Annotated in this window: 14 protein-coding genes; 2 read left to right on the top strand and 12 right to left on the bottom strand. The window is 36.7% G+C overall.

The features are described from left to right. Positions 1–2: 2 nt before the first annotated feature. The 12 genes from AC3HD6_RS15810 to AC3HD6_RS15755 all read right to left on the bottom strand — a co-directional run bounded on the left by AC3HD6_RS15810 (position 3) and on the right by AC3HD6_RS15755 (position 13,479). Positions 3–1,394: a DUF4280 domain-containing protein gene (locus tag AC3HD6_RS15810; RefSeq protein WP_488897205.1), complete on the bottom strand. Its 1,392-nt coding sequence runs from the start codon at positions 1,392–1,394 to the stop codon at positions 3–5. Further along, positions 1,382–2,086: a hypothetical protein gene (locus tag AC3HD6_RS15805; protein ID WP_488897204.1), complete on the bottom strand. Its 705-nt coding sequence runs from the start codon at positions 2,084–2,086 to the stop codon at positions 1,382–1,384. The genes AC3HD6_RS15810 and AC3HD6_RS15805 overlap by 13 nt, the downstream gene beginning before the upstream one ends. Before the next feature lie 2 nt (positions 2,087–2,088). Continuing rightward, complete coding sequence (locus tag AC3HD6_RS15800) at positions 2,089–3,921, bottom strand: phospholipase effector Tle1 domain-containing protein (RefSeq protein ID WP_488897203.1); 1,833 nt, start codon at positions 3,919–3,921, stop codon at positions 2,089–2,091. Between the two features lie 10 nt (positions 3,922–3,931). Beyond that, entirely contained in the window at positions 3,932–4,966 is a 1,035-nt protein-coding gene (locus tag AC3HD6_RS15795; RefSeq protein ID WP_488897304.1) for a DUF2931 family protein, read from the bottom strand. Between the two features lie 125 nt (positions 4,967–5,091). Beyond that, positions 5,092–5,391, bottom strand: coding sequence for a hypothetical protein (locus AC3HD6_RS15790; protein ID WP_488897202.1), 300 nt, complete (start codon positions 5,389–5,391; stop codon positions 5,092–5,094). 4 nt (positions 5,392–5,395) lie between these two features. Beyond that, positions 5,396–7,255 carry a type VI secretion system Vgr family protein gene (locus AC3HD6_RS15785; RefSeq protein WP_488897201.1) on the bottom strand — a complete coding sequence of 620 codons (1,860 nt, stop codon included), beginning with the start codon at positions 7,253–7,255 and terminating at the stop codon, positions 5,396–5,398. Positions 7,256–7,508: 253 nt separating this feature from the next. After that, a complete protein-coding gene (gene tssD, locus AC3HD6_RS15780) occupies positions 7,509–7,916 on the bottom strand; it encodes a type VI secretion system tube protein TssD (RefSeq protein ID WP_068941927.1) in 408 nt (135 codons plus the stop codon). Between the two features lie 209 nt (positions 7,917–8,125). After that, positions 8,126–8,821, bottom strand: coding sequence for a VIT1/CCC1 transporter family protein (locus AC3HD6_RS15775; RefSeq protein WP_488897200.1), 696 nt, complete (start codon positions 8,819–8,821; stop codon positions 8,126–8,128). 80 nt (positions 8,822–8,901) lie between these two features. Then, a complete protein-coding gene (locus tag AC3HD6_RS15770) occupies positions 8,902–9,822 on the bottom strand; it encodes a carbohydrate kinase family protein (protein WP_488897199.1) in 921 nt (306 codons plus the stop codon). 61 nt (positions 9,823–9,883) lie between these two features. Then, on the bottom strand, positions 9,884–10,609 hold the full coding sequence (locus AC3HD6_RS15765) for a hypothetical protein (RefSeq protein ID WP_488897198.1): 726 nt from the start codon (positions 10,607–10,609) through the stop codon (positions 9,884–9,886). 86 nt (positions 10,610–10,695) lie between these two features. Next, entirely contained in the window at positions 10,696–12,042 is a 1,347-nt protein-coding gene (locus AC3HD6_RS15760) for an MFS transporter (RefSeq protein ID WP_488897197.1), read from the bottom strand. A gap of 6 nt (positions 12,043–12,048) precedes the next feature. Then, positions 12,049–13,479: a mannitol dehydrogenase family protein gene (locus AC3HD6_RS15755; RefSeq protein ID WP_488897196.1), complete on the bottom strand. Its 1,431-nt coding sequence runs from the start codon at positions 13,477–13,479 to the stop codon at positions 12,049–12,051. A gap of 169 nt (positions 13,480–13,648) precedes the next feature. Here AC3HD6_RS15755 and AC3HD6_RS15750 point away from each other — a divergent pair, with 169 nt between their 5' ends. Beyond that, complete coding sequence (locus AC3HD6_RS15750) at positions 13,649–14,653, top strand: LacI family DNA-binding transcriptional regulator (RefSeq protein WP_488897195.1); 1,005 nt, start codon at positions 13,649–13,651, stop codon at positions 14,651–14,653. A 230-nt stretch (positions 14,654–14,883) separates the two neighbouring features. Beyond that, positions 14,884–15,720, top strand: a complete 837-nt coding sequence (gene lgt / locus AC3HD6_RS15745) for a prolipoprotein diacylglyceryl transferase (protein WP_488897303.1) — start codon at positions 14,884–14,886, stop codon at positions 15,718–15,720. Positions 15,721–15,748: the final 28 nt, after the last annotated feature.

Raw genomic sequence — 15,748 nt, 5'->3', positions numbered from 1 at the left:
GATTAAACTTTTACTTTTTTCCAAAATATCGTATATCCGGCAACACGGGTTGCTTCTAAGCCAAAAGACTGCTTCGTGGCATTCTTATAGTAAAAATCCCCCGTCGTCCAATAATCTTCTTTTGCAAAATCTGCATTCGGAATAGCATATACGGCTTTATTTTTTTCTTTTACGGTTTTGTGGGTATGATTCCCTTTATCACACTTATCATCATGAATTGAGTTGTATGCCAAAGTTGAGCCTCTTCTTCCTGTTACTTTACCAACAAAAGAATCGTACAGACTTTTACTTATTTTAATAGAGTCATATTCATCAAATTTATTATGCCCGTATTTTGTTTTACTATCAGGCTTTAAATCTGTGTCAATTCCCCAAGCCAAGAAGTCCTCTCCATCCCATTGTGTAGCATTATCAGTAGGATCATTTTTCACCTCATCGACATCTCTCAGAAGAGCATCAATGGCACCTGCTCTTGAATATAGGGAAATGGTATCTTTTTCAGAGGTTTTCATTTCAACTTTATCTTTGGCATCCACACTGGAGTAACTTGAATTTAATAATTCAAACATTGTTTTTCCAACTCTTTTTGCTTCGTTGTAGTTGGTGTGTGCTATATAAAGATACTCTTCTTTTTCGGATGACAGTCCTTCATGTTTAATAATATTACATACCTTCTGGAACTCACTGTGTTCAATCTTCAGTTTTTTAGGGCTTTTGTAAACATCTTCCTCTGAGCCTTTTCCTTCACAGGCATAGACGTCTGTTTCTTTTCCTATTTTCTGTCCTTTTACGCTACCCTCAAAAGTTCCATTATAATTATAAAAGTTACCATTTATCTTTTCTTTTGATTCCGGTACCGGGGCTCCCACAGCATCTACACTTTCCGGCTGATGGATCTGTCCGCTATCCGTAATGGTAATATCCACGCCTCCATAGGTACAGGGTATGGTACTTTTCTGCAGTAACACTGGCTGTTCCTGAGACAGGTAGGTTCCCACATCTTTCCAGTCTCTTACATTCATAACAGCAGAACAGAGAGCAGCAGCATTGGGACTTTTTTTACAGTTTCCCAAAAAAACAAGGCTCTTGGGTCCCCTCTCTTTTATGGTAGCAGTTTTCTTGTCCTGTATGGTAGGGGTATCATAATTTACCTTCATGGTTCCCTTGGGATTGGTACATAATACACATTCCAAAGCAGCGGTATCTATGACCACTTTCAATCCGGCATCGGTGTTATCTTTTTTTTCGTTTTCTGCACGCTTCTCCTCCATCTTCTTGCTATTGGCCGCTCTCAGTTCCTCACTATCCTGTGGAGTACCCGGTGGCTGAGCTTGCGGAGCTGGAGTCTGGTTCTGAGCTTCCGGTGCAACGCCTTCTTTATCTAATATATCCATAGTAGTGAATGTTTTAAATGAACATTGTGCTTTTTAATTTCTATAAAACCTTCTTCATACTGATCTCCTTTGCAGGTAAATACACCTCTGAAGTCACTGATATCAGTATGTTCCAGATTTTGAGCAGAAATCTTTAAAACCATTTGATCTCCTACTTTCACAGGAGTCATTATTTCTGTAAACCCTTCTGCTGACTCTCTTTTTCTTTTTGTTTCAAAGGATTGTAACAAACCATTAAAAAGTAATCCAAACATTTTATAACTTCCAAGAAAGTCAATCAGGTTAGCCTCATCTTCAAGCAGACTGCCTACCTGACTGAAATAATTATCAATAGCCTCTCCTTTATGGTTTTTTGATAATTCATTTTGGATTTTAAGCCACCTCATCCGCAGGAAAAGTAAATTGTCAACTGCTGTAATATTCCCTTCCTCATCTACCCTGCATTCTATTTCATCAAACAGATAGCTTATTTTTTTAATAAATTTTCCCATTGCATCTTCATCATCAGAAAAATCAAATTCTACCACCAAAAGCTGAAACCGATATTCTTCCTTTACTTTTCCAAGGTAGTAGACCTCAACCTGCCTGGCATAGTTTTTTGTGATTTTGTAGGCAGGATTTTTCTGTTCGATTACAATGGTTTCCAACCTGTATGTTTTCTGATGGAAGTTCTGCAATATATTGGATATCATATTTAATATATTCTTCTTTGATAATCGTTGTTGGGATCCATTCCCATCCAGTCTCTGTTGGCCGACCAGTGAAGGTATTGCTTACGGATAATCCGTAATAATGTTTGCGGATGATAAGCAGTAACTGTCACTTCTTCCAATGTTGTCGTTTTTATTTTGTTCCCGTTTTCATCCAGCTTTTCTTCAGGAGATTCTTGCGGAGCAGGTTCCTGTACAGGCTCAGGATGTAACAGTCTTTGTAATGCTTTCTCCTGTTTTTCTTTTTCAACCTGTTCATCTGATTTGAAATCCCATTTAGCATCATTCTCAAATACATAGCCATGTAAAAGATTTTTTGCATGAGGCAAATATTTATCATTTTCTATGGAAAAAGCAGTCTCTGTTTTCGTCATTAACTGGTGATTGTACAGATTTTCACCATGTTCTTCCATAAAATGCAGAGGGATATAGCTGTATTCCTTCCTTAGAAATCGGGTTCCGGTTATTTTACGGTACACCGCTCCCCAGGTAATGACATTCAGGAAGCCATTATTGATTTCGATCTGATCATCATCAAACCAATATTCATCAATCAGTTGTTGTCTCCGTTTATTGAGGAACCATACGGGTTTGTGATTGGAAGTTTCTATTTCATCCACTTTCTCTGTTCCGTTTTCATAAGCACCACCAATATCACAGTGTACTCCGGGAAATTCTTTTTCAATACTTCCCGGAAATTTCGTTAATGAAAAATTTTCCCGGTGCTCATTGGCTGCTGTAAAATGAACAGCCTTAAAGTAAGGTCCCGGGTTTTTGAGCTGTAACTGTTCTACATCATCTCCAAAATTGTATTTAGGTCCTAAAGCAGAATGCTTCATCCCTTCCCATCCTATACGTCTGAGCCCTCCCATATCACCAAATTCTTCATAAGAAGATACTGTATCATACACCCCGATAAAACGAACATCAAGATCTAAGTCTTCAAGTTGTTGTTCAGATAAAACTTTTTTACTTAAAAGATAATATCCCAGAAAACCAAATTTTGGAAGTTTACCATCTTTGATATATTTCGGATCTACTTCAATATCATCTTTATCTATCCAGATATCTCCATATTCAGGAATCGCTGTCGGGCCATAAGGAGAATTAACCTGGGTATATCCTATTATCTTTCTCGATTTTTTGATCTCAACATCTTTGGGTCTTTTATTTCCATTGATTTCGTAAGCAAAATTTCTTGCTGCAGCAGCTCCACGGCTAAACCCAAAAGTATCAATGGTAATTTTCATTAATTTTACTTTACCATTTGTCTCAGCAATAAGTTTTTTAATGCGGTCCGCGGTCATTTCACATCCTTTCCTCACTTTTCCCCGCACTCCGGTTTTACCGGACCCATATTGAAATCCATCATCTACATCCCTGTTATTATCCAGTGTTCCGATTCCTTCTACATAGACTCCATATGTTGTCTGTTGACAACATTTATACATTCTGGCAACATTGGTATAATCGTTACTAAAACTATTATCAACCCCCTTTTTATCCAACCATCCCTGATGGCTAGATTTAAGATACTGATGATATTCAGAGTTATCATCCAGCATCTTTTTCTTTTTCAGTCTTTCATATTCTTTTTCCTGTAAGATTCTTGTCTCTTTAATTGCCTTTTCTTTTTCCCTGATCTGATCATCCGTATCAGTACTGTTCATTTTATTCTTTCCATCCCTATACTCCATCCTTAATTCGCTGTTTTTCAAATTATTCAGAGTCCCATCAAAGAATACTCCGAATTCCAGATACAGCTCATCCAGAGGAGTTTTAGGATTGCCCGTGTTGTATACAAAAGTTTTTCCCATAGTTTTGTTTTTAGAAAACCTCTACTTTATCAGTCTTTATAAAGGCTTCTTTACCATTTTCACCTCTTAGCTTTATTGTGAAATAGCTGTTAGCCTCATTAACCTTAACGATAATGTCCGCCTTAGTTGAATCAGGATCATTACCAAACACTGCTTTAAAAGCTTCCAAACCTGAGTTTTCATTCAGGACACATTGAGCACCGTACATTTTATGATCCGCTCCTATATAGTCAAAAATAATTCTTCCCGGGATGGCTCTTTGTTCATTTACAGCCAATATGTTTTTTGCTGTGTCAAATTGTTCTTTTTCTCCATTAATTGTAGATATCTTAACATTGACTAATGAATTGAGCTTGGCATTTTCCGGCAGCTCGAAAACAGGTTTCCAGCTGTATCGGATTCTATAGGTATCCCATAAACCAAATGGAATAGCTTTTCCTTTATTTTTTTCTCTTACGTCTGCAGGGATAACTTTACCATTATTAAATACATCATTAAGGTAATCTTTCCTCCAGAAACGGTTCTGATGGCTATCCAACTGGGCAATTTCCGATTCCGGAATTGTTACTTTTTTAGCCTGATAGCGTCCTACTTCCTTCTGAACTCCAACGCCGGCTATCCACACTACCACTACACCTCCGGGAGCCATTCCAACACCAATTTCATCATAATTTAAATGTTCTGTCTCACCACTTCCATTTGTCACTTTTGTTTCATACCCTTTACTGAAGTATTCTTTAATTTTAGCAGTATCAATGGTAGTATCGATCATGTAAAATTGGTTTTCCATATAAGATATCCATACAAAATCCAGTCGGGAAGGAAGACTTTTAAAGCCATTTCCCATGCCATGATTGATTGAGCCCCAGGCACCATTTCCAGGGATCACCCCAAAGCCTAAACTTACCCATTCTCCTCCTTCACATTCTATCCCTCCTTTATATACTTCCATCGGATATCCCAGAGGAGCAGAGGTTCCTTCAGTCCATTCATATTTTGTCATAGTTTCAGTTTTTTTAGGAGCTTTTTTTTCCTGACACGACATCTGGGTAAAAAATAAAAAGCTTAATAGATATTTTAATATTTTATTCATTCTTACAATCTTAAAAAGTAATTATGTCCTCCGTTGCCATACATAATTAATTAATTTTTACACAACAATTTTTGTTTTCAAGAGCATAATCGGGGAACTATAATCAACAGGATCACGGATATGATGATAAAACCTATCCCCCCTGAATAGATACCGAATAATGTAAAATCACCTATTCCTTTTTTCTTCTTCTGAGCTGCTATTATAAATGGCAGAAAAAACAATACGGGCAAAAAAGCACCGCAGAGCCATACAGCCAGCCAGCCGCAATCACCGTCACCATACCCCGTAAGATCCATAACACTTAATGTAATGATACCAGTGAGGATGACAAAAACTACAGATAAGAACAGAGCAATAAGTCCTTTTTTCAACATACATTTATCCTTTATTCACTTTGGCATCTATTTTCCCTAACATTTTGGCCACTCCTGAGCTTTGTAACAAAATGTCACCATTCTTTGCTGTGTGAGTGGTTGTGGAAGTAGTTTCTTTTAAATCACCCGTTACATTGATGGTTTTATTTTCATTAATGGTCTGCTTATAATTTTTGGAAGTAAATTTATGATTGTTAATGATAGTAACAGCATTATCATTCCCAACGCTTGTCTTCATATCTTTACCAACATTGATGGTAAGATTTTCTCCTGCATTAAAAGTCATATTTTTGGGTGCAGTTACTATAATATTCCCTGCTCCATCCATAAAATAGGTATTTCCGCTCGGGTCAAGAATCGTTACACTTTTCTCATCATCATTCATCAGTACTTTGATTCCGCTTTTGGTCTGGATAGATCGCATATGATTGTTGATCCCGCCCCCTAGAGCTGTTCCTCCATGGAACATTCCTCCCATTACGAAAGGGCGATCCGGATGGTTGTGAACAAAACCTACCATCACCTGATCTCCTACTTCGGGAATGGCAACATACCCTCTGTTCTGGGTAACCTGCCCTGTCCCTCCTGCATCAGGGGTCATCATCCGTATAAAATTGGTAGTATCATGCAACTGCCAGTCAAATTTTACGGTAATTCTTCCCTGATTCAACGGGTCTGTATTGGAGATCACAGTAGCGATCTGCGGCTGTGCAACAGGAACAGTAAAATCCGGTGTAGGAATATATCCTGTATCAGAAGCAATGGCTTCAAACCTTCCGGAATAATGTCCCAAAGCATCTACTTCGTGAAGTACTTCCGTCATCATGAGTTTGGTAAAATAGGAGGTTTTATTGGTATCAGTTTTCCGCATATTGATATCTGCAACGCATCCTGGATATAAAAACGGAATAGTGGTTCCTCCGGAAACAGTAAAAACTTCTACAGCCTTACTTCCTGCCGTGCTGGTTTGGGAAATTACGACATCCATATCAGTTGCCGCTTTGATAGGTGCTACCTGTAATGAAGGGGTTTTAAATATCCCGTCATTATTCTTATATGCAGTTTTTGCCAGATTGCCGACATGTTTTATAGGAGTATCCCCTGAAGTAAGCTTAGCATTGGAACTGCTGTTGTAGCCATAGAAATGGGGCTTGATATGTACTGCTTTCAATTCAACATTCACATCAGAGACATTGCTTCCATAGATCAGCTCCAGGGCCTTATTCTGCGGAGGCATATTTCCGAAATGCAGAACTTCACCGTCATAATAGAACTGTTCCCCGTAAGCTTCTGCCATTCTGCAGAGATAATTGTAATGCGTTTCGTTATACTGGGCACTGTAAAGGATCTGTGAAGATGCCTTGGCATTTATGCTGACATCAAATTTACTGTTTTCTATTCCCTGTCTGATCACGTCTGTGGCAATGATCCCCATATTAACAGGTTTTTCTCCACCAAAACTTTGGGTATGAGGAGCTCCGTCCAATAAAATTGTAGGACTGTGCCCTTTTAAAACGATATTTCCAAGGCTATGGTTTTCCTGGCTGAACCCTACTCTTGTAATGACTCCCACAAAAGTTCTTTCCGGACTTCCCTCTACATCTTTATATTTAAATACTACCGTTAAACGTTTTCCTAGAAACTGTTGAGCTTCCTCCAGGTCATGATTTTGTGCTCCTCCTAAAGTATCATGGGCCAGTGTCAGTTCAAATTCATGATGTTTTTTTACGCTTTGCTGCAAACGGAAATGTTTGAAGTGCTTTATCATTTTGCCTTCAATCACAATATCCAGCTTCACCACACGGTTGATTCCAGGAATATGATTCTCCGAAATCTTTTCGGAATTCGAGATATTTTTATTCATATTATGTAAGGTGTTTGGTAAGGTGCTATTAAAAAAATACATTCAAAAATAGCAGACCTTTATATAAAGTTATAAATTTTTAACAATATAAAGTGTATTTCCAATACTTTATTCTTTAAATCACAATCATTAACAAAATAATTTTTGTACTTCCGTTTGATACTATAAAAAATGATCAGAGCCAAAAAAACAGAACAGTATCTATTGTACTATTCTGTTTTATATGTAATTGAATTTTTAATAGACCTGATTCTTACGCTGTAGGCCAAGCACCATGGTAAGAAGAATTTCCTAGATCAATTTGTTCTGCACTTACAACAAAAGTGATATACATACTGTTTTCATCCACGGCATCGAAGTCTACTTCGTGCTGGATCACATATCCATTCTGCCACTTTAATGTCGTTAATGTTCCTTCTTCGTGAGATTTGTTGAAAGTAATTTCTCCCACTGTAGGTTTGTACTTTCCGTTCAGTAAGCTTTCAAGAATGTCTGACTTTTCTGTAGCTTCAACTGTAATTTTGATAAGAGCATTAGAAGGATCTGATGCTACACGTCCTGAAACGTCTGTAGATCTTGATACGCTGTAATTAAGCTTTAATAGTTTTTGTCCTTCTCCGTTGTTGAATTTTAAAATTCCTCTTGAATTTCTTTCTGCCATGATCGTAAATTTTAATCGTTAATATTTTGTGATTTGTTGTTTTATATCACCAAATATAGATCTAATTATAAGAGTACCCTACAATCTGACAAGAAATTTCAAAAAGTGTAGTAATACTACGACTAACACTTGTTAGGTTTTATATACACTGAAAATCATCAACTTATCACACATTCCTTTCTAATACTATATTAGAAACTTATATCGTATCAGGATACATTTACCCCGAAAAGATGTCCTACCAAAGCCGTGATTCCCATAGCTACTGTTCCCCAGAAACAGATTCTCAGCACAGCAATTTTAATGCTTGAGCCACCCGCCTGAGCAGAAATTGCTCCTAAAAGCATCAGAAATATAATGGAAAAGCCATATTGAAAATATACCATCTGTTTAATAGGTGCTAAAAGTGAAACTGTAAATGGCAATAATGCACCTACTGCAAAAGAACCAAATGATGCAATAGCAGCCTGTAGAGGTTTTGCCTGGGTAATTTCATTAATTCCGAGCTCATCACGGGCATGGGCTTCCAGTGCATTATGTTCTGTAAGCTCAATGGCAACTTGCATAGCTGTTTCTTTCGTACACCCTCTTTTTTCATATACTTTAGCCAATTCCCGTAGTTCTATTTCCGGCATTTCTTCCAGTTCCCGTTTCTCCCTCATCAGATCTGCTTTTTCAGTGTCCTCTTGTGAACTTACCGAGACGTATTCCCCGGCAGCCATAGACATGGCTCCAGCAATCATTCCTGCCAGAGCAGCCAGAATGATGATGTTCCGTTCAGGTTCTGCAGCAGCCACACCAATGACTATACTTGTAGTAGATAATAATCCGTCGTTAGCCCCCAAAACAGCTGCCCGAAGCCAGCCAACCCTGTTTACATAATGTTTCTCCAACTGATGATGCATATCTTTTTATTTTGATAGTAGGCTAAAGTTACCAAATGTTTCATCAAGAATCATTTTAAATTATTATGCTTTTTTACATCTCAGCTTAAAGAAGATAAAGGATATTGAGTTTTAAACTTAATAAAATCTTCGAGAGCATATTCCGGACAGGCACCTTCCTGCGAAGTGATAAATGCCCCAAGAGATACAGCCTGAACCATAGTTTCATGAACGGAGCTTCCTGTTGCTAATCTTTTGGAAAGGAACCCTGCTAAAAATGAATCTCCGCTCCCCACAGTATCTTTTATAGTAACAGGGATTGTTGGATATAAATAAAACTGATCCTTATTAGCATAAAGAGCACCCTTACTTCCTTTGGAGATAATGATTTCTTCAAGATCAAACTTATCCTGCAGGTATTTTATACCATCCTCTTCATTAGTGTAAGCTTTCCCTAAAAAGTCCAGCATCATGCGCATTTCTGCTTTATTGAATTTGGCAAGATGAGTTTTATGAAGTAAATCTTTAATCATCCCTACTTCATAATAAGGCTCTCTGATATTGATATCAAGAACATTGTAACTACTGATTTCAAGCAATTCAAATAATGTTTTTCTTGTTTTTTCGTTACGTGCTGCCAGTGTTCCGAATACTAAAGCATCTGTTGAGTTGATAATATCCCGATTTTCCGCAGTTGCTCCGATAAAATCCCACGCGACTCCTTCTACAATATCATAATGTGCATCATTATTTTCATCTACAGTAGCAATTACGGTACTTGTTGGATGTTGATCATTTATTTGAACATAATCCGTAGGAATATTCCAGCTTTTCATTTTTTTCAGCAAATCGTGTCCAAGCTGATCATCTCCTACGCTGCTTATCATATTAACATCCATCCCCATTTTAGAAAGGTGATAAGCTACATTAAAAGGAGCACCTCCTATTCTTTTTTGTTCTCCGGGAAAAATATCCCATAGAATTTCTCCAAAACAGACTGCTTTATTATTTTTATCTTCCATTATATAAAAGTAATTAAATGTATTGAGTTTATAAAAGTTTAATCTTTTGAATTGTATTGATTTAGAATGAATAGGCCTGTACTGAAAACTGAAGAAATGCATTATTGTTGACAGGGTTCCACATTCCCCATATGCCGATAGGAATTTTAAATCCCTGAATGGTAAAACTTTTTGAAACCATAAGACTGATCTCATTGAATCCCGATTCTTTAGCAAAAAAATTATTCTCTTCTTCCCTGTTGTTCAATGCAAAACCATATCCTACTCTGCCCCGGACTTCAAGGTCATTTTTTTTATACACGGGATATTCTCCGGAAACAAAGGAAGAATATTTGTTCTCTGTATTTTCAATGTTTCGGTCTCTGCCAAAAACCACAGTATTCCAACTGAGTATTAAAGGAAATTGATCACTTATCGTATAATAGGATCTCAGATCCCAAAAACGACCGGTTTTCCGCGCGGAATAATTAAAAAACTCTTTATTATTATAGGCAGCTTCAGGTGAAAAGTTATAAATATCCCATAATTCTAAAACAAGATGCTTATTCTTATATCCAATATAGTTATTAAATTCTTTATAAGAACCATCCACATTACCGCCCGCCCAGAATCCTGCATAAAAATGTTTGTAGTCCAAATGTAAATCTCCTGTATAAATAAAACCTGCTGAGACTTCAATTCCACGCCATAAATGACTGTTTCGAAGCTGTAACGCTGAATGTATTTCCTGTGCCTTTAAAAAAGATACCAGAGTACAGGAAAAGAGTAGTAAATAGATTTTTAACATGATCAAAGTATTTTTTAAAGGTTATAATTATCCTATATCCGATACTAGCATACAGGATAATTGATAGATTGAAAAAAAATATATGATTAGTGAATAAGGTCTTTTTCTCTTATACGCGATCCGAAGAGCGCATAAGTTAACATAAGCAATTCGCAGATTACCGTGAGCCACCAGGTCCATCTCCACGAACCTAAAATATCAGCCAGACCACCCTGAATAAGAGTAAATACAGCTCCTCCAAATACAGCCGAAATAAAAATTCCGGAAGCTTTTGAAGTATATTTGTGAAGTCCTTTTATCGAAAGGGTGTAAATACAACTCCACATCGAAGAATGAAGAAGGCCTATTGCTACCAAAAACCATAGATTTTGCGTAATCATTGATATTAAAGCAAGAAGGGCAGCAAGTATCGTTGTGGTGACCAGCTGTGTTCTTGCAGAAATTTTACTGAAAAAGCTTGATACAGCTCTTCCTACAAGAAAGCCGCCCCAATATAATGTTGACAATAATGCATGAATTCCAAGATCCAACCCTCCCACAATAATATCTGTTTTTCCGAAAAATGTAATCGGATGACCGGAATCTACCAGTTCAAAGGCATATAAATTAATATTAGCTCCTATCGCCACCTCTGTTCCTACATAAAAAAAGATGGCCAAAACACCTAATACAAAATGTCTGAATGACCAGATGCTTCTATCCAGTTTTTCTTCACCAACAATTCTGGTATGGGCAAGATCAGGAAGATGCAGCCTCTTGGTGATCATCATTACCGTTACTATACAAACGATAAGAACTGAAAGGGGAAGCAGAAGTTGTCTGATCTCTATATTTTCAATGGAAATCCCGCTAAACATTACTACGGTCACAAAAAAAGGTGCGGAAGTAGTTCCTATAGAATTAATTGCAGTCAGAATATTCAGACGCTGAACCGGCTGTGTTCCTTTCAGTTCATATGACGCAGCATAAGGGTTTACAACAACCTGAATAATGGCAGCAGAAGTCCCCATTAAATAAGATCCAATGACAAAAATGATAAATCCAAAAGGAATAACGGCGTCCTTTATATTGAATTTCGCATCCGGATACTGACTTCCAAACCACGATGAACATAAATACATGAAAAGCCCGGAAATCATAAATAAAAGCCCCCTCAGAATTGTATTTTTATATCCAAAGGCATTGACCCATCTGCTGCCCAATGTTCCATTCAGAAGATATCCTAAAAAGAAGAAAAAAGAAATTAAAGTAGTAAATGTATTTTTAAGACTCCCTGCATGGCTCAAAAAGGTGAATTTAAGAGGCGCCTGAAGCTGTTCATTCACCGTAGTCAAAAAACCTACAATGAAATATATAAACGTAATAATTGCAAACGGCAATATCGGATTATTCGTTTTATGATCGGAGGAAGTTATATTTGGATTGATTTGCATGGCATATTATTTTGTGATTGATTGTAATACTGAAGCGATCCCTGCATCTTTAATCTCCTCTACAAACCGGATATATAATTTCATAAATTGTTCAGAATCTTTCAGAAGTACTCCTTTAAAAGCAGATAATTCGAGAAAGTCATGTGAGTTTTCACTGCTGATAAGCTTTTTATCATCCTCCGTTAGCCAGGGTTCTCCTATTTCAAAAATATTACCCTGATCATCTGTTTTGTATTTAAGATAATGCCTGTAGGCTGCGATAAGAAAAGCAGGGTTCGTAAGATCTGCCTGTGTCTTTATCATTTTATCAAGATTAGGAATGATATATACCGGAAACTTTGAAACGCCGTCAAAACATAAGCGGCTTACCTGGTCACTTACACTATGATTGGCAAACCTTTCGATAAGGGTTTCTTTATATTTCTGGAGATCCGTATTTTCAGGGGCAGGAACAAAAGGAGTAATGTCCCTATCCATAAAAATTCTTATAAATTTCACAAGATTTTTATCTCCCATAGCCTGATCTACTTTACGGTATCCCATCAGAAATGCCGGATAAGATAATAAGGTGTGGGAAGCATTCAATAGGCTTAGTTTCATATTTTCAAATGCTGTTACATCATTTGTAAATTCTACTCCTACTCTTTCCCAGGCAGGCCTTCCAGCTATAAAATGATCTTCTATGACCCATTGTACAAAGTCTTCACAGTACACGGGTGCATTATCATTTGTTCCATTCAGCTTGTTTAATCTTTCAACATCTTCAGGAGTGGTAGCAGGTGTAATTCGATCTACCATACTGTTAGGAAAAGTAACATTCCGCTCTACCCAGGCTGCCAGTTCCTTATCCTGAGCTCTAATAAAAGTCATAAAAGCTTTTTTTGCTGTATTTCCATTGTGTTGAAGATTATCACATGACAGTATAGTGATGGCATCTCCACCTAGCAATTTTCTTTGACGCAGCCCTTCAGCAATGAAACCAAAGACCGTAGCCGGAATAGTCGGTTTGTTAAGATCATGTTTTATTTTTTCGTCATCAAGGATAAACTCACCTGTTTCTTTATCAAGGTTATATCCGCCTTCAGTGATTGTTAAAGTGATTAATCTGATAGCATTATCAGCGATCTTTCTCACCACAGCCTCCGGATCTTCAACTCCCCAGATAAGTTCACTTAGTGATCCTATTTTATAAACCTCATCTTTTCCATTTCTACCACAAACAGTGAGTGAATAATTAAGATTCTGAGCTCTCAGGTTTTGCACAATCTTTTCATCTGAAGGTAATAAACATACTCCACAAATTCCCCAGTTCTGTTGATCTTCATCATTCAACAATATATTGGTATAAAATTGCTGATGTGCCCTATGAAAATTCCCTACTCCGATATGTACAATTCCCGAACGAATATCAGAAGCTTCATAATGATAATAAACCATACCTATAAATATAAAATTGTTAACAGATTAATTAATTTGTTAAATCTATATTAACAGATAATTAATTAAACAGTTTTTTCACAAAATTTAAATTGGGAACGTTCCCAAAAATCAGGGAACGTTCCCAATTGCCTATTTTTTTATTATTTTTAGCGAAAAAACATGACCGATGAGGCGTATTACGATTAAAGATCTGTCTAAATTTTTGTCATTATCTACCTCTACCATCTCCAGAGCGCTTCTTAATGATAAAAACGTAAATGAAGAAACAAGAAAAAGGGTCTTGGATGCGGCGGAAAAACTGGGTTATAAACCGAACCTAACCGCTTTAAATTTACAATCCGGACAATCCAAAACTGTAGGATTTGTGGTTCCGGAAATGATTACCCCATTTTCATCCAAAGTGCTGAAAGGGATTCAGAATATTCTGTATCCACTTGGGTATAGAATCATTATTACACAGTCAGATGAAGATCCGCTTATTGAAAGAAAAAACCTCCAGCTCATGGAAGAGTTTAATGTTGATGCTATTATTATCAATCTTTGTCATGAAACTCAAAACAATGATATGTATCAACATATTATGAATCAGGGAATACCACTCATCTTCTTTGATCGAATTCCTCATTCCTCACTGGATGTCTCAAAAGTAATTATTGATGATTATATTAAATCGTCATTAATGGTGGAATATCTTATTAAAACAGGAAGAAAAAGAATTGTTCATATGATGGGACCTGCAGGTATTCAAAATGCCGTAGAAAGAATGAATGGCTATAAACGTATTCTTATGAAATACAATATTTTTGATGAAAACCTGGTTGTGCACACAGAAGGAATGACTTTTGAACATGGAAAAAAAGCGATCAAGCAGCTCTTAACCAGAAATATACAGTTTGACAGTGTTTTTGCATTTAGTGATACATTAGCAATGGGAGCTATGAATTTTCTTCTCGAACAAAAAATCAATATTCCTGATGAGGTTTCCATAGCCAGTTTTTCAGCAACTGAATTGTCATCCATGGTATATCCACAACTGACCAGTGTACAACAGCCCTTGGAAAAAATGGGCGAAGCTGCGGCTGCATTGGCATTGGAAAAAATCAAAGATCGTACAGCTCCGAGCAAAACTGTTTTAATGGATGCAGAACTTGTGTACAGAGCTTCAACTTAAAAGATTATTCTTAATTACTTATAAAGCTTTCATGAATTTCTTTTTAGAGATTTCATTATTTTGAGCTTTATTTTTCACCCTTTGTACTTCGGTATTTTACATAGATACTTTAATATAAAGCATAACACTAAAAAGACAAAATAGACACCTAATTCTCTATGATTCAGAGAATAGATCAATTGAACACCATTGTTCTGATTGGAAAATCCTATTTTATTATCTTTGCAGGAATGAATTTATTATATATCAATTGGGATGTAAATCCTGAAATCGTCAATATTTTAGGTGTTTCGATTAAATACTACGGACTGTTATTTCTTTCAGGGCTAGTTTTATGTTTTAATATTGTAAAAAACATTTATAAAAAAGAAAATCTCAGTCCACAGGCACACGATGCTCTGTTTTCATATGCGCTTATCGGAATATTAGTCGGTGCTAGACTGGGACATTGTTTATTTTATGATTTTGATTATTATTCCCAGCATCCGCTTGAAATTTTCTTACCCATCCAGAGAGGTCCGGATGGTGCTTACCACTTTACTGGTTTTGCAGGACTTGCGAGTCATGGAGGAGGAATTGGTTTGATGATTATGCTGCTGATCTATGCCAGAAAGTTTAAAATTCCATTAATGACTGTTTTGGATGCCATTGCGATTGTTCTTCCATTAGGAGGTGTTTTTATCAGACTTGCCAACCTTATGAACTCGGAAATCATCGGAACACCTACGAATGTTCCATGGGCTTTTATCTTCCATCAGGTAGATCAGCTTCCGAGGCATCCGGCTCAGCTATATGAGGCTATTTCCTATCTTATTATTTTCCTTCTTGTTTATCTTATTTATAAGAAAGATATCTTCCAAATCGGAAAAGGGTTCTATTTTGGGATCAGTATTCTTTTAATCTTTATCATGAGAATTCTGATTGAATTTATAAAAGTAGATCAGGTAGAATTTGAACACGGAATGAGCTTAAATATGGGACAGTTACTAAGTATTCCTTTTGTTCTTCTGGGACTGTTCTTTATCATCAAAAGTATATTGGAAAAAAGGAAAATGAAAACTGTATAGTTTTTTCTTTAGATCATAAAAAAACTCA

The sequence above is a fragment of the Chryseobacterium sp. II3a genome (assembly GCF_057815135.1).
Note: the sequence above shows the minus strand (reverse complement) of the source record. Positions and strands in the feature narration are given on the sequence as shown.

Bases quoted from the DNA above. Each gene is read 5' to 3' on its own strand.
- AC3HD6_RS15810 (WP_488897205.1), bottom strand. From the start codon at position 1,394: ATGGATATATTAGATAAAGAAGGCGTTGCACCGGAAGCTCAGAACCAG.
- AC3HD6_RS15805 (WP_488897204.1), bottom strand. From the start codon at position 2,086: ATGATATCCAATATATTGCAGAACTTCCATCAGAAAACATACAGGTTG.
- AC3HD6_RS15800 (WP_488897203.1), bottom strand. From the start codon at position 3,921: ATGGGAAAAACTTTTGTATACAACACGGGCAATCCTAAAACTCCTCTG.
- AC3HD6_RS15795 (WP_488897304.1), bottom strand. From the start codon at position 4,966: ATGTCGTGTCAGGAAAAAAAAGCTCCTAAAAAAACTGAAACTATGACA.
- AC3HD6_RS15790 (WP_488897202.1), bottom strand. From the start codon at position 5,391: ATGTTGAAAAAAGGACTTATTGCTCTGTTCTTATCTGTAGTTTTTGTC.
- AC3HD6_RS15785 (WP_488897201.1), bottom strand. From the start codon at position 7,255: ATGAATAAAAATATCTCGAATTCCGAAAAGATTTCGGAGAATCATATT.
- tssD (WP_068941927.1), bottom strand. From the start codon at position 7,916: ATGGCAGAAAGAAATTCAAGAGGAATTTTAAAATTCAACAACGGAGAA.
- AC3HD6_RS15775 (WP_488897200.1), bottom strand. From the start codon at position 8,821: ATGCATCATCAGTTGGAGAAACATTATGTAAACAGGGTTGGCTGGCTT.
- AC3HD6_RS15770 (WP_488897199.1), bottom strand. From the start codon at position 9,822: ATGGAAGATAAAAATAATAAAGCAGTCTGTTTTGGAGAAATTCTATGG.
- AC3HD6_RS15765 (WP_488897198.1), bottom strand. From the start codon at position 10,609: ATGTTAAAAATCTATTTACTACTCTTTTCCTGTACTCTGGTATCTTTT.
- AC3HD6_RS15760 (WP_488897197.1), bottom strand. From the start codon at position 12,042: ATGCAAATCAATCCAAATATAACTTCCTCCGATCATAAAACGAATAAT.
- AC3HD6_RS15755 (WP_488897196.1), bottom strand. From the start codon at position 13,479: ATGGTTTATTATCATTATGAAGCTTCTGATATTCGTTCGGGAATTGTA.
- AC3HD6_RS15750 (WP_488897195.1), top strand. From the start codon at position 13,649: ATGAGGCGTATTACGATTAAAGATCTGTCTAAATTTTTGTCATTATCT.
- lgt (WP_488897303.1), top strand. From the start codon at position 14,884: ATGAATTTATTATATATCAATTGGGATGTAAATCCTGAAATCGTCAAT.